The sequence below is a fragment of the Streptomyces sp. NPDC043996 genome, assembly GCF_056435225.1.
This window is the reverse complement of sequence record NZ_JBWKEY010000009.1, coordinates 38816-58671: the sequence shown is the minus strand read 5'-3', so window position 1 is coordinate 58671 and position 19856 is coordinate 38816. Positions and strand designations below refer to the sequence as shown.

At 74.7% G+C, this 19856-nt stretch carries 19 protein-coding genes; 9 read left to right on the top strand and 10 right to left on the bottom strand.

What is annotated here, in order from left to right; genetic code table 11:
* Positions 1–11 precede the first annotated feature (11 nt).
* Positions 12–611, top strand: a complete 600-nt coding sequence (fxsA, locus tag AC07A4_RS23460; RefSeq protein ID WP_478601802.1) for an FxsA family membrane protein — start codon at positions 12–14, stop codon at positions 609–611.
* 169 nt (positions 612–780) lie between these two features.
* On the opposite strand, the gene AC07A4_RS23455 is transcribed toward fxsA, so the two are convergent.
* The 3 genes from AC07A4_RS23455 to yczE all read right to left on the bottom strand — a co-directional run bounded on the left by AC07A4_RS23455 (position 781) and on the right by yczE (position 2900).
* The gene (locus AC07A4_RS23455; RefSeq protein ID WP_030360404.1) at positions 781–1155 is read right to left on the bottom strand and encodes an RNA polymerase-binding protein RbpA; all 375 of its coding nucleotides are present in this window, start codon (positions 1153–1155) and stop codon (positions 781–783) included.
* A 360-nt stretch (positions 1156–1515) separates the two neighbouring features.
* Entirely contained in the window at positions 1516–2283 is a 768-nt protein-coding gene (locus AC07A4_RS23450; protein ID WP_478601799.1) for a glycerophosphodiester phosphodiesterase family protein, read from the bottom strand.
* Positions 2280–2900 carry a membrane protein YczE gene (gene yczE / locus AC07A4_RS23445; protein ID WP_478602438.1) on the bottom strand — a complete coding sequence of 207 codons (621 nt, stop codon included), beginning with the start codon at positions 2898–2900 and terminating at the stop codon, positions 2280–2282. Before yczE ends, AC07A4_RS23450 begins: the two co-directional genes overlap by 4 nt.
* Before the next feature lie 287 nt (positions 2901–3187).
* Between yczE and AC07A4_RS23440 the strand changes: the two genes are divergently transcribed.
* Entirely contained in the window at positions 3188–4684 is a 1497-nt protein-coding gene (locus AC07A4_RS23440) for an SCO1417 family PLP biosynthesis transcription factor (RefSeq protein ID WP_478601796.1), read from the top strand.
* Positions 4685–4763: 79 nt separating this feature from the next.
* On the opposite strand, the gene AC07A4_RS23435 is transcribed toward AC07A4_RS23440, so the two are convergent.
* Both AC07A4_RS23435 and AC07A4_RS23430 read right to left on the bottom strand, forming a co-directional pair.
* Positions 4764–6341, bottom strand: coding sequence for a hypothetical protein (locus tag AC07A4_RS23435; RefSeq protein ID WP_478601793.1), 1578 nt, complete (start codon positions 6339–6341; stop codon positions 4764–4766).
* A gap of 34 nt (positions 6342–6375) precedes the next feature.
* Positions 6376–6570: a hypothetical protein gene (locus AC07A4_RS23430; RefSeq protein ID WP_030560547.1), complete on the bottom strand. Its 195-nt coding sequence runs from the start codon at positions 6568–6570 to the stop codon at positions 6376–6378.
* A gap of 323 nt (positions 6571–6893) precedes the next feature.
* Between AC07A4_RS23430 and AC07A4_RS23425 the strand changes: the two genes are divergently transcribed.
* The 5 genes from AC07A4_RS23425 (at position 6894) to AC07A4_RS23405 (ending at position 12739) form a co-directional block, all read left to right on the top strand.
* Complete coding sequence (locus AC07A4_RS23425) at positions 6894–7286, top strand: ankyrin repeat domain-containing protein (RefSeq protein WP_478601788.1); 393 nt, start codon at positions 6894–6896, stop codon at positions 7284–7286.
* 298 nt (positions 7287–7584) lie between these two features.
* Positions 7585–9003 (top strand): HEAT repeat domain-containing protein, encoded by a 1419-nt coding sequence (locus tag AC07A4_RS23420; protein ID WP_478601785.1) that lies wholly within the window; start codon positions 7585–7587, stop codon positions 9001–9003.
* A 411-nt stretch (positions 9004–9414) separates the two neighbouring features.
* Positions 9415–10539, top strand: a complete 1125-nt coding sequence (locus AC07A4_RS23415) for a glycosyltransferase family 4 protein (protein ID WP_478601782.1) — start codon at positions 9415–9417, stop codon at positions 10537–10539.
* Positions 10536–11906, top strand: coding sequence for a glycosyltransferase (locus AC07A4_RS23410; protein WP_478601780.1), 1371 nt, complete (start codon positions 10536–10538; stop codon positions 11904–11906). Before AC07A4_RS23415 ends, AC07A4_RS23410 begins: the two co-directional genes overlap by 4 nt.
* Positions 11903–12739 (top strand): SGNH/GDSL hydrolase family protein, encoded by an 837-nt coding sequence (locus AC07A4_RS23405; protein ID WP_478601778.1) that lies wholly within the window; start codon positions 11903–11905, stop codon positions 12737–12739. The genes AC07A4_RS23410 and AC07A4_RS23405 overlap by 4 nt, the downstream gene beginning before the upstream one ends.
* 50 nt (positions 12740–12789) lie before the next feature.
* On the opposite strand, the gene AC07A4_RS23400 is transcribed toward AC07A4_RS23405, so the two are convergent.
* From AC07A4_RS23400 to AC07A4_RS23380, 5 genes are all read right to left on the bottom strand, one after another.
* Complete coding sequence (locus tag AC07A4_RS23400) at positions 12790–13716, bottom strand: 5-oxoprolinase subunit C family protein (protein ID WP_478601776.1); 927 nt, start codon at positions 13714–13716, stop codon at positions 12790–12792.
* Complete coding sequence (locus AC07A4_RS23395; RefSeq protein ID WP_478602436.1) at positions 13713–14327, bottom strand: 5-oxoprolinase subunit B family protein; 615 nt, start codon at positions 14325–14327, stop codon at positions 13713–13715. Before AC07A4_RS23395 ends, AC07A4_RS23400 begins: the two co-directional genes overlap by 4 nt.
* Before the next feature lie 23 nt (positions 14328–14350).
* Positions 14351–15115: a LamB/YcsF family protein gene (locus tag AC07A4_RS23390; RefSeq protein WP_478601774.1), complete on the bottom strand. Its 765-nt coding sequence runs from the start codon at positions 15113–15115 to the stop codon at positions 14351–14353.
* Positions 15116–15176: 61 nt separating this feature from the next.
* Positions 15177–15944, bottom strand: coding sequence for a putative hydro-lyase (locus tag AC07A4_RS23385; RefSeq protein WP_478601772.1), 768 nt, complete (start codon positions 15942–15944; stop codon positions 15177–15179).
* Positions 15941–17245: an MFS transporter gene (locus AC07A4_RS23380; RefSeq protein ID WP_478601770.1), complete on the bottom strand. Its 1305-nt coding sequence runs from the start codon at positions 17243–17245 to the stop codon at positions 15941–15943. The genes AC07A4_RS23385 and AC07A4_RS23380 overlap by 4 nt, the downstream gene beginning before the upstream one ends.
* A 189-nt stretch (positions 17246–17434) precedes the next feature.
* Between AC07A4_RS23380 and AC07A4_RS23375 the strand changes: the two genes are divergently transcribed.
* Positions 17435–18139, top strand: coding sequence for a GntR family transcriptional regulator (locus AC07A4_RS23375; protein ID WP_478601768.1), 705 nt, complete (start codon positions 17435–17437; stop codon positions 18137–18139).
* Positions 18140–18277: 138 nt separating this feature from the next.
* Complete coding sequence (locus AC07A4_RS23370; protein ID WP_478601766.1) at positions 18278–19804, top strand: hypothetical protein; 1527 nt, start codon at positions 18278–18280, stop codon at positions 19802–19804.
* The last annotated feature ends 52 nt before the right edge of the window (positions 19805–19856 follow it).

Below are 19856 nucleotides of genomic sequence, written 5' to 3'. Positions count from 1 at the left end.
ACACTGGGAGCATGACGACTGGCGCACCGCCTCCCTACTCGACCCCTGCCCGGCCCCGGCGCTCGCGCGTCCTCAGGTTCCTGCCCCTCGGCGTCGCCGCGTGGCTGGTCCTGGAGATCTGGCTCCTCATCGTGGTGGCGGGCGCATCGAGCGGCCTGACCGTGTTCCTGCTCCTCGTGGGCGGCCTGGTGCTCGGCTCGTTCGTCATCAAGCGCGCCGGGCGCCGCGCGTTCAGGAACCTGAGCGAGACGCTGCGCCAGCAGCAGCAGGGCGGCCCGGCGCCCGCGCCCGACCAGGGCGGCGGCAGCGCCCTGACGATGCTCGGCGGCCTGCTCCTTATCCTGCCGGGCCTGATCTCGGACGTCCTGGGGCTGCTGCTGCTCGTGCCGCCGCTCCAGAAGGTCCTCAGCCGCAGCGCGGAGCGCGCCGTCGAGCGCAAGCTCCGCCAGGCCGCGGCGACGGCCCCCGGCGGCCTGGGGGACGCCTTCCAGCAGGCGCGCACGCACCACCCCGGCGGCAAGGTCGTCCAGGGCGAGGTCATCCGCGAGGACGGCTCTGCGGCCTCGCCGCATCCGGGCGACCGGCCTGAGGGCCCCCAGCTGCCGCGCTGAGCCGACGCCGCCCGGCCCCACCAGAGCTTCCCTCAGGGACCCTGGAGGCCGGGCGCCGCGTCAGCCGGGGAAGCCCGCTGGACGAACACCGCTGGAGACACGACGAGGGCCGGCCCGCTGCTCAAGCAGCGGGCCGGCCCTCGTCGTTACTTCTTAGATCGCCGCGCGCCTACGCGGACTTGCGGCTGTCACGCGGGTGCACCGCGATGTTCATCGCTCCGGACCTGAGGACCGCGAGACGCTCCTCAAGCACCTCCTCGAGTTCTTCTCGAGTGCGGCGCTCCATGAGCATGTCCCAGTGCGTGCGCGCGGGCTTGCCCTTCTTCTCCTCCGGTCCGTCGCCGTCCACGAGAAGTGCCTGGGCCCCGCAGACCTTGCACTCCCACTCCGGCGGGATCTCCGCCTCGACCGAGAACGGCATCTCGAAACGATGTCCGTTCTGGCATGCGTACTCCACGGCCTGGCGCGGGGCCAGGTCGATGCCGCGGTCGGTCTCGTAGCTGGTCACCACGAGGCGCGTGCCGCGAAGAGCTCGCTCACTCATGAATCGTGCCTCCCGGGCTTGTCGCCCACAGGACAGGTGTCGCTGTCGTCGTCATCCGGACAACGTCCGGTCGGCGGTAAAGATTCCCGTACCGGGTCAGTACCGGGTCAAGCGTCGCCGTCGTATGCCGCCCCTTGTTGTACCCACCAACGCCCGGTTTGTCACATCTGGCAGCAGATGTCACCCAGCGCTTCCCAAAGCTCAGCGCGCAGTAACGGTACGCCTGGCAGGCCAAACGCGTACACTACCGGCCTTCGGCTTCAGTTGCTAAATCCGGCCCGGATCGCGCTGCTCCGCGTCGTGCGCGGCCGGGCCCCGGATCCGGGTGCGGACGGGCGTCAGGCGCGGGTGCGGACGGGTTCAGGTCCAGGTGCCGCGGTCCTTGAGCACCGCGCGCAGCGTCTCGGTGTCGTCCGTCATGATCCCGTCGACTCCCAGGTCGAGGAGCGCGTGCATACGGGCGGCGTCGTTGACCGTCCACACATGCACCTGGAGCCCGCGCGCGTGGGCGGTCCGCACGAAGCGGCGGTCGACGACCCTGACGCCCGACTGGGCCTCGGGCACCTGAGCGCACACCGCCGAGACGCGCGGGAGTGCCGGTACGCCGAGGGAGCGCAGGCGCAGCGCGAGGACGCCGCGGGTGCCGTACGAGGTGGCGAGGCGGGGGCCCGCGAGCCGCTGGGCCCGGGCCACGCGCGCCTCGGAGAACGAGCCGACGCACACCCGGTCCCACGCGCCCGTCCGCTCGATCAGGTCGAGCAGCGGCAGGAGCGCGGGCTCCGCCTTCACGTCCACGTTCCAGCGCGCCTCGGGGAACGCCTCCAGGAGCTCCTCGAAGAGCGGCACCGGCTCGCGGCCCGCCACGCGCGCGTGGCGCACCTCGCTCCACGGCAGGTCCGCGATCCGCCCGCGGGCGTCGGTGACCCGGTCGAGCGTGGCGTCGTGGAAGGCGACGAGCGTTCCGTCCGCGGTGGCGTGCACGTCCGTCTCGAGGTAGCGGTAGCCCGCGGCGACGGCGCGCTGGAACGCGGCCGCGGTGTTCTCCAGGCCGTCGGCCGCCCCGCCGCGGTGGGCGAAGGCGATCGGGCCGGGGTGGTCGAGGTACGGATGGCGTACGCGCGTGGTCACCGCTGCAGTATCGCCCGCCCCGATGGCCCGCTGGCGGCCACCACGCCTCCCGTCGCTGGCGCGGGCGCGGCGAAGAGGCGCAGGAAGAACTGGGCGAGCGGCCCGATGGACAGGGCGTACAGGACCGTGCCGACGCCGAGGGTGCCGCCCAGGGCGAAGCCCGTGACGACCACCGCGATCTCCACGAGGGTGCGCACCAGGCGGATGGAGCGGCCGGTGCGCTGGTGCAGGCCGGTCATCAGGCCGTCCCGCGGCCCCGGGCCGAACGTGGCGGCGATGTACAGGCCGGTGGCCACGCCGTTGAGGACGATGCCCGCCACCATGAGCGGCACCTGGACGGCGAGGCCTTCGGCGTCCGGGACGAGGGCCAGCGTGCCGTCCGTCGCGAGGCCCACGACGAACACGTTCGACACCGTGCCGAGGCCCGGCCGCTGCCGCAGCGGGATCCACAGCAGCAGCACCGCGGCCCCCACGAAGATCGACACGACGCCGATCGAAAGGCCGGTCAGCTCGGCGAGCCCCTGGTGCAGCACGCTCCACGGCTCCAGGCCGAGACCGGCGCGCAGCAGCAGCGCCGAGCTCGCTCCGTACAGGACGAGGCCCGCGTAGAGCTGGATGAGCCTGCGTGTGAGGTGGCGGTCGTCCGGACGCGGCGCGGCGGACGGCTCCGGGCGCCCCGGCTCCGGCGTCCGTCCTGACGCCGACAGAGCCCCTGACGGATCTGACCGGTCTGACGGATCCGACCGGTCTGGCGAGTCTGACGGATCTTCTGACGGATCTGACGGATCTGACGGCTCCGTGGACAAGATGTGCCCCCCGTGGTGGTAGTGGCCTGACCCATGACACTCTGTGGCTTGACGGAAGACGCCAACCATGGCCAATTCGATGAAGGTGGACTGGGATCATGGCTCAGTGGACATCGGCGGTGGGCTCGACCCAGCTCGCCCGGCTGCTCACCTCCCAGCAGGCGCGCCCCGCGGGCGCGGGCACCCGCCGCCCGCCCGCCTACCGTGCCCTCGCCGACGGCATCCGGCTTCTCGTCCTGGAAGGACGCGTCCCGGTGGCCGCGCGCCTGCCCGCCGAGCGGGAACTCGCGGTCGCGCTCTCCGTGAGCCGCACCACCGTCGCCGCCGCCTACGAGGCGCTGCGCACCGAGGGGTTTCTCGAATCCCGCAGGGGAGCGGGCAGCTGGACCGCCGTACCTGCCGGTAACCCGCTTCCCGCGCGCGGGCTCGAACCCCTGCCGCCCGAGGCGCTCGGCTCGATGATCGACCTCGGCTGCGCGGCCCTGCCCGCCCCCGAGCCCTGGCTCACCCGCGCCGTGCAGGGCGCCCTGGAGGAGCTCCCGCCCTACGCGCACACCCACGGCGACTACCCCGCGGGCCTTCCCGCCCTGCGCGCCATGCTCGCCGAGCGCTACACCGCGCGCGGCATCCCGACCATGCCCGAACAGATCATGGTGACGACCGGCGCCATGGGGGCGATCGACGCGATCTGCCACCTCTTCGCGGGCCGCGGGGAGCGCATCGCCGTGGAGTCGCCCTCGTACGCCAACATCCTCCAGCTGATGCGGGAGGCGGGCGCGCGCCTGGTGCCCGTCGCCATGGCCGAGGGGCTCGGCGGCTGGGACCTCGACCGCTGGCGGCAGGTGCTGCGTGATGCGGCGCCGCGCCTCGCGTACGTCGTCGCCGACTTCCACAACCCGACCGGGGCCCTCGCCGACGAGGACCAGCGCCGGGCGCTCGTGGACGCGGCGCGCTCCGCGGGCACCGTCCTCGTGGTCGACGAGACGATGAGCGAACTCGGCCTGGACGATCTTGAGATGCCGCGGCCCGTCTGCGGCTTCGACCCGGCGGGCGCGACCGTGATCACCGTCGGCTCGGCGAGCAAGGCCTTCTGGGCGGGCCTGCGCATCGGCTGGGTGCGGGCCGCGCCCGACGTGATCCGCAGCCTGGTCGCCGCGCGCGCCTACGCCGACCTCGGCACACCCGTCCTGGAACAGCTGGCCCTCAACTGGCTGCTGAGCACCGGAGGCTGGCGCCAGGCGGTGGACGTGCGCCGGGCCCAGGCCAGGGAGAACCGCGACGCCCTGGTCGCCGCGGTGCGCCGGGAGCTGCCCGACTGGGAGTTCGAGGTGCCGCACGGCGGCCTGACGCTGTGGGTGCGCACCGGCGGCCTCTCCGGCTCCCGGCTCGCCGAGGTCGGCGAACGGGTGGGCGTCCGGGTGCCGTCCGGGCCCCGCTTCGGTGTGGACGGGGCCTTCGAGGGGTACGTACGGCTGCCGTTCACGGTCGGCGGAGCGGTCGCGGACGAGGCGGCGCTACGGCTCGCGGCGGCGGCGCGACTGGTGGAGAAGGGCGCGGGCACGGGGGCGCACGCGCCGCAGTCGTTCGTGGCGTGAGGTGACGCGCGACCGCGCGGGGTGATGCGCGAAGGCGGTGAGGGCGGGCCCGCGCGGTGTCGCGTCGGCCCGCCGGACGTCACCCCTCCGCCACCGCGGGCGTGCCCAGGAGCGCCGTGTCCCCGGGCGTCGTGCGCTCCGGAAGCAGCTCCATGACGGCCCGCCGGTGCGCCTCGCTCGTCGCGTCGTCGTACGGGTCGGGCGTCGCCGGGACCTGGAGCCGGTGCACGGGGCCCGTGCCGAGCCGGGCGTAGCCGCGGCCCGCGGGGACCTCGGACGTGGGGGTCGTGTGCGGTGCCGCGCCGAGGATCTCCTCCACCTGCTCGGGGGCGGCGGGGCCGAGCACCACGCGCGCGCGGGTGTGCTGGCGCACCGCGTCGCTCAGGGCGCCTGGGCTGTCGAGCTGGTCGCCCACCACCACGGTGACGCCCGCCGCGCGGCCGTGGCGCAGCGGCACCTGCAGGAGCGTCTGTGGATCGCGGTGCCCGTCGGCCGCCGCGAGGTGGCCGAGGGTGCTGGGGCGGTCGAGGAGGATCCACAGCGGGCGCTTGGTGTCGTCGGGCGGGGGGTGACCGGCCTGCCGGGCGCGGTTGGCGGCGATGAGGCGCCGCTCCGTCTCGTGGGCGGCCCACTCCAGGCTGGCGAGCGCCCCGGAGAGCCCGCACTCGACGGCGAGGACGCCGTGGCGCCCGGTCAGGCACGCGTAGTCGCCGGTGCCGCTGCCCTCGACGATGACGACGTCGCCGTGCTGGAGGGCCTGCAGGGCGATCGAGCGCAGCAGGGTGGTGACGCCGCTGCCGGGCTGGCCCACGGCGAGCAGGTGCGGCTCGGTCGAGCGGGGGCCTGTGCGCCAGACGACGGGCGGCACGTCGCGCTGCTCGTCGCCGTCCATGACGGGCAGGGTGCGCTGGACGGCGGTCGGGTCGGTGAGGCCGAGGACGGTCTCACCGGGTGCCGTGACGAAGCGCTGGGCGGCGATGTCCGTGGGCAGCGGCGGCAGCACGTCCACGGTGAGGCTGTTGCCCTCCTCGTCCCACGCGAAGTGGTACTCGCGGCCGCGGCCCGACTTGGCGTGCAGGAGCTGCTCGATCCGCGCGCGGGACGACGCCTCGCCGTCCGTGAAGTACGCGGGATAACGCACCACGAGGTGGGCGACGCGGCCGGTGTCGTCGAATTCGTGCGCGGGGAAGGCCTTCTCCCAGTCGCCGCCGTGCGCGAACAGCGGGTCGGGGTCCTCGGGGACGGAGAAGTACGGCACGAGCGCCTCGTAGAGCGACCGCAGGCGCTCGGCCTGCGTGTCGTCCGGGCCGGTGGGCTCTGGCGCGGTGCGCTCGCGGCCGGTCCAGGCGGCGGCCGCCATCAGGCAGATGACGGCGAGCAGCGGACCGTAGGGAATCAGCGCCACGACGAGGATGACGGAGGCCACCAGGAACAGCAGTGGCCCGCGCCGGTCCTTGGGGGTGTCCGACCACTTGCGCCGCCCGGCTCCGGCGAGGCGGCGCAGCCCTCGGCTGAGGGTGATCAGCGGATGGAGGACGTCGGTGGCGCTGTCCGCGGCCGACCGGGCCAGCTCACGGCTGCGGGCGAGGTGTTCCCGGCTCCGGGCGATCCGGTCCGTGCCGGTGCTCAGGATGCGGGGGAGAGGGCGCCGGGCCACGTCGGTCTCCTGGGGTGGTCAGGGGGTGGAGCCGTCAGAACTTGATGCCGCCGAGCAGGCTGGCGAGGGACGCGCTGCCCGCCTTGATGCTCGGCGCGATGGCGGTGCCCGCGAGGAAGAAGCCGAAGAGCGCGCAGACCAGGGCGTGGGAGGCCTTGAGTCCGTCCTTGCGGAAGAAGAGGAAGACGATGATGCCGAGCAGCACGACTCCGGAGATGGACAGAACCATGAGAGTTCTCCTGATTGAGGGGGACAGTCACCATCAGTACTTCCAGGCTCACAGCATGTATCCATACGAGATGGGGTGCAAATGGGGGAAATTGGCGATATTTCCCCTGAATGGTGGCGGTCTTCCGGGCCGAACGGGAGCGAAGGGGTGGGGCGGTCGCCGCCCGCGGTGAGCTTTGCCGTAGACGCGGTCGGTCATGTGCCGTGACGGGCAGTACCCTGTCGATTCACTCGTACGGCTGCACGGCAGCGCAGCCCGGAACCAGGGCCTCCGAACTTTCTGGGGGCCCGTCGCACGCGCAGAGCGAAAGGGCGGTCACCACGATGAGCGAACCCCTCGACCCCGAGGTGGTGGAGCTGGCGGGCAAGGTCTTCGACCTGGCGCGCGCGGGCGACGCCGACGCGCTCGCCGCGTACGTCGACGCGGGCGTCCCGGTGAACCTCACCAACGACAGCGGCGACTCGCTCGTCATGCTGGCCGCCTACCACGGCCACGCCCCCGCCGTGCGCGCCCTCGTGGAGCGCGGCGCGGACGCCGACCGCGCCAACGACAGGGGCCAGACGCCGCTCGCGGGCGCCGTCTTCAAGGGGGCCGACGACGTGGTGCGGGCACTGCTCGACGGGGGTGCCGATCCGGCCGCGGGCACGCCGTCCGCGGTCGACACGGCGCGCATGTTCGGCAAGACCGAACTGCTCGCCCTGTTCGGGGCCGCCTGAACGGGGTAGCGGACCTGGTGCGCGGGGGCGCCGGAAATGTGGTCGCGGCGGGCGGAACCGCTGGGTCATCATGACGACGTGATTCACGGACGCGACGTCGGGGCAGATGTCGCCGCACGCGCGGCCCGTGAACGGCTCGGCCCCGGACCTGGTGTCCGGGCCCCTCCGGGCCATCGACGAGAGGCAGAGGAAAATGGTCTTCGACAAGCAAGAGACGGCGGGCGGCCCGACGTGTTGGCGCACGGCCAGGTAATGCGGATTCCCGGTTGCGTCGACGCTTGATGTGAGGCTGTTTCCCATGTTCGAACCGGTCATAGCGCCCAGCGGTACGCTGCTCGGCCTGCTGCAACGGGGCCGCGGCGACGGCACCCTGCACGCGCTCACCGCACCACGGCCCGAGGCGCTCTCCGCCCTGGACCACTGTGTGTCGAACGACCCGCGGCACGACTGGCAGGTGGAGAACCGCTCCCTGTACTACGCCCGCCTGTACGTGGACCTGCGCGGCGAACTCGGCGCCATCGAGCGCCATCTCTTCGACCCCGACGACGTCCTGATCACGGACGACTCCCGCACCGGCCTCGCCCTGGCCGTCCTCGGCCACCTCGCCTCCTACGGCAGGCGCGACGCCCTCGAGCTCCTGCGCCGCTACGCCGCGAGCGGGACGAACTGGGCCTGGGCCCTGGACGAGCTGGCCCTGCGCGACGACGACGAGGCCCTGCGCGCCCTCGCCGCCCCCGTGCTCGCCCGCTTCCCCGCGGACCCCGAGGGCGAGGCCGCCCTCGCCGTGGCCGTACGCGACGCCTTCGAACCACGGCCCTGGCGGCTGTGGGCCGACGACCCGCGCGCGGAGATCGGCGCCCGGGTGCGCGCCGCACAGGAACGGGGCTCCTTCGACCGCTGGCAGCGCCAGCTCGAACCCTCGGGGCCACGCCCCGGCTGGAGCGTCCACGCCGTGCTCGCCTGGGCCCAGGAAGGGCTCGAACGCGGCGCCGCGCTGCACGTCCCCGCCGCCCGCTGCCTGAGCGCGGTCGCCGGGCCCGAGGACCGCGCCGAGATCCTGGCCGCCGCCCGGCACGGCGCGGACGGAGCCCGCGGCACCGCCCTGCGCTACCTCGCCGACGTCCACGATCCCGACGTGCTCGGCCTCCTGGAGGAGGCGGCACAGAGCGCGACGCCCGCCGTGGTGGACATCGCCACCGAGACCTTCGAGCGCATGCGCTCCGTGGCCGCCGTGGAGCGGGCCCGCCAGTGGGCCGGGCGCCCGGACGCCCTCGGCGCCGCCGCCGGACGCGTCCTCGCCTGCAGAGGCGGAGCCGAGGACAGCCACCTGGTGCTCGCCGCGCTCCGCGAGGCGGTACGCGGCCACGGCCCGGACGCGCCGACGCTGTGGCCGCTCGTCGACGGCGCCGGACGCCTCGGCATCGCCTGCGCGGCCCCCGTGCTGCGCCACGTCTACCGCGAGACCGCCTCCTCCCATCTGCGCGGCCGCGCCGCCCGGGCGCTGGCCGCCACCGACCCCTCGTTCGCCGCGGGCTTCGCCGTGGAGTGCCTCTGGGACTGCGAGGAGTCCACCCGCGAGGTCGCGGCCCGGCACGCCGAGACCGGCGACACCCGCGTCGTCGCCCGGCTCCGCCGACTCGCCACCGATCCCGCCGAAGAGGACGACGTCCAGTCCGCGGTGCGCAGCCGCATCGGCCCGGACGCCCCCGCCGTGTGACCCGCCGCGGGGCGGGGCGCTCCCGGCGGACGAGCGGGACGGCCTGCCCCGGGGTGACGGTGATGGCGTGACGGTGCGCCGACGGCGACGGCGTGACGGTGCGCCACGGCGCGGCGGTCTGCCGCCGTGCGGCGGTCCGTCGCGGTGCCGCGGTCTGTCGTGAGGCCGCTGTCTGTCGTGAGGCTGTGGTCTGTCGTGCCGTACGGCGCTCTGTCGCTGTACGGCGATGTGCCGCGGCTCGGCGGTGCCTCCCAGCTCGGCGGGGTGCCCCGGCGCGGGGGCTTCGCGGCTCGGCGGTGCTTCGTGACACGACAGCGCGGCGCGGCGGCGGTGCGGAACGCTCATGGGACGTTCCTCGCCAGGAAAGATCCACGTTGACGTGGGCACGCCCCGTCTGACGACAACACCGGTATGCGTGTCGCCATCGTCACCGAATCGTTCCCGCCCGACGTCAACGGGGTGTCGCACTGCGCCCTGCAGACCGCCCGACAGCTCGTCACCCGCGGCCACGACCCCCTCGTCATCGCCCCGGCCACCGCCGCCGGAGCCGATACCGACGCCGCCGCGCCCTGCCCCGTCGTCCGCGTCCCCTCCCTGCCGCTGCCCGGATACCCCCAGGTCAGGGTGGCCCTGCCCAGCCGCAGGCTGGCCGCGGCGCTGAGTGCGCACCGCGCCGTGCTCGTCCACCTGGCGAGCCCCTTCGTGCTCGGCGCCCGGGGCATGGCCGCCGCCGCGCGCCAGCGCATCCCCACCGTCGCCGTCTACCAGACCGACCTCGCCGGCTACGCGCGCACCTACATGGGCATGGGCGAGGCCACCGCGTGGCGCCGCATCCGGTCCGTCCACGCCGCCGCCGACCGCACCCTCGCGCCGTCCACCGCTGCCCTCACCGACCTGGCCGCGCACGGCGTGCCCAGGGTCAGGCTGTGGCCGCGCGGCGTCGACACCGAGCGCTTCCACCCCGCGCGGCGCGACGAGGAGCTGCGGCGCGATCTCGCCCCGCGCGGGGAACTCCTCGTCGGCTACGTGGGGCGGCTCGCCCCGGAGAAGCGCGTCGAGCTCCTGTCGGAGGTGTGCCGCCTGGACGGGGTGCGGGTCGTCGTCGTGGGCGACGGGCCGAGCGAGGCGGCGCTGCGCACCGCGCTGCCCGGCGCCCTGCTGCTCGGCCGCCGCACCGGGGACGACCTGGCCCGCGTCTTCGCCTCCCTGGACGTCTTCGTGCACACCGGCCCCCTGGAGACGTTCTGCCAGACCGTGCAGGAGGCCATGGCCAGCGGGGTGCCCGTGGTGGCGCCCGCCGTCGGCGGACCGCTCGACCTGGTCGTCCCCGGGCGGACCGGGAGCCTCGTCGCCCCGGGCGACGCCGACGCCGTACGGGACGCGGTCTGGGCCATGGCCGCCGACCCCGCGCTGCGGGCGGCGTACGGAGCGGCGGGCCGCGCGGCGGTCGAGGGACGGACCTGGGACACCGTCGGGGAGCGGCTCATCGGGCACTACGAAGAAGTGCTCGCCGAGCGGACGGCGGTGGCAGCATGACGTCGACGACGGCACCGGGGCACCCGGCGGACGGCACCGGGCCCGCGACGGACGGCGTCAGGCACCCGACGGACGGCACCGGCGCGACGCCTTCGGCGCCTTCGGCGAGGCGGCTGCGGATCGTGCGCCTCGCCAACTTCGTCACGCCCTCCTCGGGCGGGCTGCGCACCGCCCTGCGCGAACTCGGCCGCGGCTATCTGGCCGCCGGACACGAGCCCGTCCTGATCGTGCCCGGCGAGCGCCTCCAGGCCCACGACACCGAGCAGGGCCTCGTCGTGACCCTGCCTGGCCCGGTGCTGCCCGGCACCGGCGGCTACCGCGTCCTCGCCGACCGGCGCGGTGTGACCCGCCTCCTGGAGCGCTTGGCCCCCGACCGGCTCGAAGTGTCCGACCGCACGACGCTGCGCTGGACCGGCGCGTGGGCGCGGCACGCCCGGGTCCCGGCCGTGATGGTCTCCCACGAGGCCGCCGACGCCGTCATGCGCACCTGGGGCCTGCCGCCCCACCTGGCCCGCCGCGCGGCCGACGCGCTCAACTCCCGCACCGCGCACGCCTACGCGCGCGTGGTCTGCACCACGGCATGGGCGGAGCGCGAGTTCCAGCGGATACGGGCGCGCAATGTCGTACGGGCCCCTCTGGGCGTCGACTTGGAGGACAGACACCCGGGCCTCAGGGACACACGATTGCGCGAGCGGCACGCGCGCGTGGGGGACGTGCGCATGGGGGACGTGCTGCTCCTGCTGTGCTCACGGCTGTCCGTGGAGAAGCGGCCCGGCATGGCCCTGGACGCCCTGGAGACGCTGCGCGGGCGCGGGGTGCCCGCCGTGCTCGTGGTCGCCGGGGACGGGCCGCTGCGCGGCCGGCTCGAACAGCGGGCCCGGGAGCGCCGGTTGCCGGTGACGTTCCTCGGCCACGTCGGCGACCGCGCCGCGCTCGGCTCGCTCCAGGCCACCGCCGACGTGTGCCTGGCGCCGGGGCCTTGCGAGACGTTCGGGCTCGCCGCGCTGGAAGCCCTCGCCTGCGGCACGCCCGTGGTGGTCAGCGCCTCGTCCGCGCTGCCGGAGATCGTCGGCGGGGCGGGCGCGGTGGCCGCCGACACGCCGCTCGCGTTCGCGGACGCGGTCCGGGAGGTCCTCGACCGGCCCGAGCCGGACCGCCGAGCGGCCGCACGCGCGCGTGCGGAACGCTTCGGATGGGACACGGCCGTCGCGGCGTTCCTCGCGGCACATGACGGCATGGGCGTACGGGACGCTGACGGCACCAGCACCGGCGAGGGCGTACGCGCCGTAGGGCCGCGAGGCAGCGGAGGGGCAGCGGTGGGCCGCCATGGCCTCGCCGTGCTTCCCGGGCGCGGCGGTGGGGGATGAGCGCGCTGACGTACGTGGCCCTGGGGGACTCGCTCACCGCCGGTGTGGGCGACCCCGTGGACGGCGCCTGGAGGGGCTGGGCGGCGCTGCTCGCCGCCGGGCTCGGCCCGCCCGAGGCGCCCGCGCGGTTCCACAACCTGGCCGTCAACGGCGCGCAGACCTGGGACGTCCTGCACCGGCAGGTGCCGCGGGCCCGCGCCCTGCGGCCCGACGTGGTCTCCGTCGTCGTCGGCGTCAACGACACCCTGCGCCGCACCTTCGACCTGGGTGCCGTGGCCGGGCGCCTCGACGCGGTCTACGGCGCGCTCACTGAGCACCGCGCGGTCCTGCTGACCGCCTGCCTGCCCGACCCCGGAGCGATGCTCGGGCTGCCCGGGGCTCTTGGCCGCCCCCTGGCCCGGCGGCAGCGGGCGGTCAACGCCGTCGTCCACGCCCTGTCCGAGCGCCACGGCGCCCTGCACCTGCACGCCGCGGGCCCGGAGTGGGTCGCCGACCGCACCCTGTGGAGCGCGGACCGGCTGCACCCCGGCGAGCGCGGCCACCGGATGTTCGCCGCGCACGTCCACGCCCTGCTGGCCGCCGAGGGCCTGGCCCTGGGGGCGCCGCCAGGACGTGAGCCCGAACTGCCGCCGCCCAGCCGGTCGGCGAGCCTGTGGTGGCTGGCCACGGAGGGCACCGGCTGGGTCGCCCGGCGCTGCACTGACCTGCTGCCCCAGCTCCTCGCGCTCGCCGCGGCGGAGGTGCGCCACGGGCTGCGCGGCACGAGCGGCGGCCTCGACCTGGGCACCGGGCACGCCGTCACGGCGGCGCTCGCCGGACTCACCCGCCCGTAGCACCCCCCGCTCTTCAGCCCCCTGCCCCCTGCCCTCAGCCCACCGCCCGCTCAGCCCACCGCCCGCTCAGCCCACCCAGCCCACTCGGCCCGCCCGGTGGCCACGAACCGCACCGGCGTCCCCGGAGCCGCCTGCGCCGCCCCCGCGAGATCCGCCTGCCGCACCACCCCCACCACCGGATAGCCGCCCGTGGTCGGATGGTCGGCGAGGAACACCACGGGCCTGCCGTCGGGCGGCACCTGCACCGCGCCGAGCACCATGCCCTCGCTGGGCAGTTCACCGCTGGCCTCGCCGCTCGCCGCTCGCTCCAGGGGTGGCCCTTCCGTGCGCAGGCCGATGCGGTTGCTCGCCGAGGACACGCGGTACGCGCGCGTGGTGAGCGTGCGCAGCGCCTCTGGTGTGAACCAGTCCGCGCGCGGGCCGGGCGCCATCCGCAGCACCAGCTCGCGCGGAGGCGCGGGCTGCGGCGCGAAGTCCAGTCGGCCTACGCGCGCGTGGGGGGTGACATCCGTGCCGCCGAGCGGCAGCACCGCGCCGTCCGCCAGGGGTGGCGGACCGAGGCCCGACAGCAGGTCGGTGGAGCGGCTGCCGAGCACCGGATCGACGGCCACACCACCGCTGAGGGCGAGGTATCCGCGTACTCCGGAGACAGCGGTTCCCACATCGAGGAGCGCCCCGGCCGGGACCCGTACCGGAGCCCCCCAGGGGACGGGTCGTCCGTCCACCGTCACGGGGGACGGCGCCCCGCCCACCGCGACGGTGACCGCGCACCGGGGCCGCAGTGCGCAGCCGTTGAGGGTGGTCTCCAGGACGGCGGCTCCGGCCGGATTGCCGACGAGCCGGTTCACCAGGGCGGCGGTCGGCCGGTCGAGTGCCCCGGAGCGCGGCACCCCCAAGTGGGCGTGGCCCGGCCTGCCCTCGTCCTGCACGGTGGTCAGCGCCCCGGACCGCACGACCGCGAAGGCCCGGTCGGTCATCGGGCCTCCGGCACGAAACGGACCCGCGTGCCCGGCGTCAGCAGCGCGGCCGGTACGCGCGCGTGGTCCCACAGCACGGCCTCCGTAGTGCCGATCAGCTGCCAGCCGCCGGGCGACGGGCGCGGGTACACACCGGTGTACGGACCGGCGAGGGCGACGGAGCCCGCGGGCACCGCCGTGCGGGGCGTGGCCCGGCGCGGCACGTCGGGCAGTCCTTCGGGGCCCGTCAGATAGCCGAAGCCGGGCGCGAAGCCGCAGAAGGCGACGCGGAACTCGGCCGCCGCGTGGATCCGGGGCACCTCCCGCACCGGCACGCCCCAGGCGGCCGCCACCTCCGGCAGGTCAGGACCGTCGTACCGCACGGGCAGCTCGACGGCCTCCCGCGCGCGCGGGGGCAGCGGCGGGATCTCCCATCCCGGCAGCCGCGCCGCGAGCCGCTCCGGGTCGTCCAGGCCGTCTAGCAGCACCGTGCGGGCCGCGGGCACGATCTCGCGCACGGCGAGGTCGCCGTCGGCGCGGCGGCGCAGGAGCTCGGCGTGCAGGGCCTGGGCCGTGCGGCCGTCGGCGACCTCGACGAGCAGCGCCCGCTCGCCCATGGGCAGCACTCTCAGGGGCGGACGCTCGGCGGGGACGCTCACGCGAAGGCCTCCACGCGCACACCCGCCGCCTCCAGGTGTGTCCGTACCCGCTGGGCGAGCCCCACCGCCCCTGGGGTGTCGCCGTGCAGGCACAGGGAGCGCGCGCTGACCGGGATGCGCCGCCCGCTGTGCGCGGTGACGGCGCCGAAGCGGGCGAGCCCGAGGGAGCGTTCGACGACGGCGTCCGTCTCGGTGATGACGGCGCCGTCGCTGCCGCGCGGCACCAGCGTGCCCTCGTCGGTGTACGCGCGATCCGCGAACGCCTCCGTGACGACGGGAAGCCCGGCCTTCTCGGCCGCCTCCAGGAGGCGCGATCCGGGCAGGCCGAGCACCGGGAGCCGGTCACCGGCCAGCAGCACCCCTTCGACGACGGCGGCCGCCTGCCCGGTGTCGTGGACCACCCGGTTGTAGAGCGCGCCGTGCGGCTTCACGTACGACACGCGCGTGCCCGCCGCGCGGGCGAACACCTCCAAGGCGCCGATCTGGTACGCCACTTCGGCCGCGAGCTCCAGGGGCGGCACATCCATCGCGCGCCGTCCGAAGCCCGCCAGGTCGCGGTAGGAGACCTGGGCGCCGACGCGCACGCCCCGCTCGGCCGCCCGCTCGCACACGCGCCGCATGGTGGCCGCGTCGCCCGCGTGGAAGCCGCACGCCACGTTGGCGCTGGTGACCACGGAGAGGAGTTGCTCGTCGTCGGTGAGCCGCCAGCGTCCGAAGCCCTCGCCGAGGTCCGCGTTGAGGTCGATCGAGGCCCAGGTCATGAACGTAGTCGCTCCCGTCGTTGTCGCGTGCCCACGCGTGTGGGCACGCCGTTCGTGCCGCTCAGGCGACGCGGTACTGCTCGTCGCGGGCGTCGGTGAGGAACATCTGCCCCGGCGCGTGCGTGATCGCGAACGGCGGCCGGGAGGCCATCACGGCGGCCTGGGGCGTGACGCCGCACGCCCAGAACACCGGGATGTCGTCGGGCTCGGCGTCCACGGGGTCGCCGAAGTCGGGCTTGTCCAGGTCGGCGATGCCGAGCCCGGCCGGGTAGCCGCAGTGGACGGGCGAGCCGTGCACGGCGGGCAGCAGCGCGCTCTCCCTGATCGCCGCCGACAGGCGCGCCGGCGGGACGGGCCGCATCGACACCACCATGGGCCCCCGCAGCCGCCCCGCGGGCCTGCACGGGCGGTCGGTGACGTACATGGAGACGTTGCGGCCCTGCTCGATGTGGCGCAGTGGCACTCCGGCCTCGGCCAGGGACCGCTCGAAGGTGAAGCTGCACCCGATGAGGAAGGCCACCAGGTCCTCGCGCCAGCGCCCGCGCACGTCGGTGGGCTCGTCGACCAGCTCCCCGTGCTCCCACACCCGGTAGCGCGGCAGGTCCGTGCGCAGGTCGGCGCCCGGGGCGAGCGGGGTGGTCCAGGCGCCCGCGTCGGTGACGTCGAGGACCGGGCAGGGCTTCGGGTTGCGCTGGCAGAACAGCAGCATCTCGTACGCCCAGTCCGCGGGGACCGCGATCAGGTTGGCCTGGGTGTGTCCCGGCGCCCAGCCCGCCGTCGGGGTGCTGAGGCCCGCCCGGAACCTCGCGCGCGCCTCTTGGGGAGTCACAGCAGCTCCCTTCCGCGCGTCTCCGGCAGCCCGAACAGGGCGATGACGGCGAGCGCGTACCCGAACGCTCCGAAGATCAGCGCACCGCCCGTGCCCCAGCTGTCCGCCAGGAAGCCCACGGTGGTGGGGAAGACCGCGCCGATCGCGCGCCCGGTGTTGTACGTGAAGCCCTGCCCCGTGCCGCGCACGGCGGCCGGATACAGCTCGCTGAGGAACGAGCCGAAGCCGCTGAAGATGGCCGACATGCAAAAGCCCAGCGGGAAACCGAGCACTAGGAGAAGGCCGTTGGCGCCGTCGGGGATGTTCGTGTACGCGACGATGCTGGCGGCGGACAGGAAGGCGAACAGGGTGATGTTGCGCTTGCGGCCCAGTTTGTCGGTGAGGTAGCCGCCGGTCAGATAGCCGAGGAAGGCGCCGGAGATCAGGAACGTGAGGTATCCGCCGGTGCCGACGACCGTGAGGCCGCGGTCGTCCTTGAGGTAGGTGGGCACCCAGGTGGCGAGCGTGTAGTAGCCGCCCTGGACGCCCGTGGACAGCAGCACCGCGAAGAACGTGACGCGCAGCAGGTCCGGCTTGAAGATGGCCGTGAACGAGCCCTTCTCCGCGCTCTTCTCGCGCGCGGCGGCCGCCTCCGGGGCGTCGTGGACGTTGCGGCGTACGTAGACCACGAGCAGCGCGGGCAGCGCGCCCGTCCAGAACATCACGCGCCAGGCGACGTCGTCGTCCATGAACTGGAAGACCAGGGTGTACACGAGCGCGGCGAGACCCCAGCCGACGGCCCAGGCGCTCTGGATCGCGCCGAGCGTGCGGCCGCGGTTCTTGGCGCTCGCGTACTCGGCGACCAGGATCGCGCCGACGGCCCACTCGCCGCCGAAACCGAGGCCCTGGAGGGCGCGGAAGACCAGCAGCGTCTCGTAGTTGGGCGCGAAGCCGCAGGCGACGGTGAACACCGCGTAGGTGATCACCGTGATCATCAGGGCCTTCACCCGGCCGATGCGGTCGGCGACGATGCCCGCGACGGCGCCGCCCACGGCGGAGACGACCAGCGTGACGGTCGTGAGCAGTCCGGTCTGGCCGCTGTCCAGGTCGAAGTACGCCTTGAGGGCGACCATGGTCAGCGGCAGCGTGAAGTAGTCGTAGGAGTCGAGCGCGTAGCCGCCGAAGGCGCCGGTGAAGGCGCGGCGGCCGCGCGGGCCGAGCGCGCGCAGCCAGCCGAACGCGCCGCTGTCGTCCGGGAGTCGGGTGTCGTCGCCCCCCTTGTCGTCCAGCGATATCGGCGTGGGTGGTGGGGTCGAGCTCATGGGCACCTCGCAGAGGGGTCGGCGGTGCTGGAGGGCGCGTCTGAGGGGCTGAGCATGGCGGCGCCGTGCGGGGAGCGGGAGCCGCTTGCCGGACAACGTAGAGGATTGTTCAACGATCCCTCAATACCCATGTTGTTTCGTTCTTGTCCCTGCGGTTGAATCCGGGCATGGCTGAGGGGATGGCGGAGCATGGCTGAACTGACCGGACTCGCCGACGACCGGGCGCTGCTGGGCCGCACCAGCACCGCCGAGCGGGTCGCGGACATCCTGCGGAGCCGGATCGCGGAGGGGTACTTCCCACCGGGGACGCGCCTGTCGGAGGACAGCATCGGCGGCGCGCTCGGCGTCTCCCGCAACACCCTGCGCGAGGCCTTCCGGCTGCTCACCCACGAACGGCTGCTGGTCCACGAGCTCAACCGCGGCGTCTTCGTGCGGGTCCTGACCGTCGACGACGTCGAGGACATCTACCGCGTCCGGTGCCTGGTCGAGTGCGCCGTCGTCCGCGGCCTCGGCAGCCCGCCGTATGCCGTGGACCGGCTCGCCGCCGCGGTCGCCGAAGGGAAGAAGGCCGCCCGCGCGCGGGACTGGAAGGGCGTCTCCACGGCCAACATCCACTTCCACCGGGAGCTGGTCGCGCTCGCCGGGAGCGCCCGCACCGACGAGCTGATGCGCAGCGTCTTCGCCGAACTGCGGCTCGCCTTCCACGTGGTGGACGACCCGCGCCGGCTGCACGAGCCCTACCTCGCCCGCAACGAGCAGCTCCTCGAGGCACTCGAGGCCGGCGAGGGGCCCGAGGCCGAGCGGCTGCTCGCCGTGTACCTGGACGACTCGCGGCGCGGTCTGGCCGAAACCTACGCGCGGCGGGTGGCGGAGGGCGGCCTCGGCACCCGGTGAGACGCGGCGGGGCGCTGCCGCTGGGGCCTGTCCCGGGCGCTCCCGAGGGCCGCGGACGCCGGTCGCGGCCCCCCGGCCCGGCGGGGGGCATCTGCGTCGTTTCGACCGTTGTCAGACCGAGGACCTAGTCTGTGCACCGTGACTTCGCCTGCCGTTACGGACACCGCTCCGCCCCAGCTCAGCGCGGGGCCGCGGCCCGCGCCGGGCCCGGCCGCCGACGAGGGCCTGGCGCGGCGCCTGCGCGCGCTCGCGTGCACGGCCCCGCTGCACGACCTGGACGCCCGCAAGGCCAACCTCGCGGGCGAGTACTCGGTGTACGCGATGGCGGAGGTGGCCCTCTCCGCCATCGACCTGGTCACACTGAACATGGACTTCGACACGGGCGCCGACCACGAGCAGATCGTCGCCCGCCTGCTGCCCCGCATCGCCGCCCAGGCCCCGCGCCGCCCGGCCGCCGAGCACGAGCGCGTCGCCCGCTGGGTCCTGGAGAACCTGATCAACGTCGGCAGCGTGGACCGGGGCTTCCGCGCGGTCTACGGCACCTTCGACCAGGACGGCACGTACGTCCGGCGGGACTACGACTTCAAGCTCATCGAGGAGGTGCCGGGCTACGGCGGCGGGGTCTATCTGCGCACCACCGACGAGGCCGTGAACGTCCTGGTGGGCGCCCTCGACACGGACGTGACCAGCGCCCAGATCGCCGCCGAGGTGAAGCTGGAGGTGCTCATCAGCCGCGGCCGCCTCGCCGACGCCCAGCTCGCCGCCGAGCAGGCGCGCTACCGCACCGTGCAGTATTCGGAAACGCTCCGCAAGGCCCTGGACGCCACCCGGCGCAACGTGCGCGCGGTGGACTGGCTGCAAGCCGTCCCCGACATGATCGCCGAAGCCCTCGACCACGTGGCCGACCGCTACCGCCACGAGAACGCGATCCTGACGAACATCCGCAAGGCCCGCGACGAGTCCGAGGACCCCGAGCAGAAGCGCCGCGCCGCCGAGCTCGTCGACATCGTCAAGGACTGCATCCGGCGCCACACCCAGCTCCAGTCCCGCCTCCTCGAAGCGGGCCCCCTGTTCCGCGCCGAGCAGGACCGGCAGGCCTTCACCACCCCCACCGCCCGCACCGGGCTCGACCTGTACGGCCAGCTCCTCGCCCCCCTGCTCCCGCTCCCCGCCGAGCGGGCCACCCAGGTCACGGACGCGTTCTTCGCGCACGGCACCGGCCTGCGCACCCCGGTGTCCGTCCGCGTCGGCGACCTGGTGGAGATACTGCTGACCCCGCCGATAGAGCGCGAGCACCTGGGCGCCGAGATGCCCGAGCCCGAGCTCATCGCCACCCCCGACGACAGCCGGTTCACCGAGGAGCAGCTGGCGAGCGCCATGGAGCTGCTCGCCCTGCCGCCGGACGCGCCGCGCAGGCTCTCCGGGCTGCTCGCCGACGCCCGCGCCCGCGACGGCGAACTGCCGTATCTGGTCGCCCTGCTCGCCGTCCACGCCGCCAGCCCGCCGGTGGGCACGGCCTACCGCCAGGGCGAGGAGAAGCTGCTCTTCGCCGTCGACGACGGCACCGAACTCGACGACCCGGAGTTCGGCGGCGCCGACCTCATCGTCGGCACGGCCCTGCTCGACGCGGCGGGCATGGCCGCCGACCGGACGGAGGCCGCCTGATGACCACCGCCCGCGCCACCACCCCGGGCGCCGCACGCACCCCCCACCACCG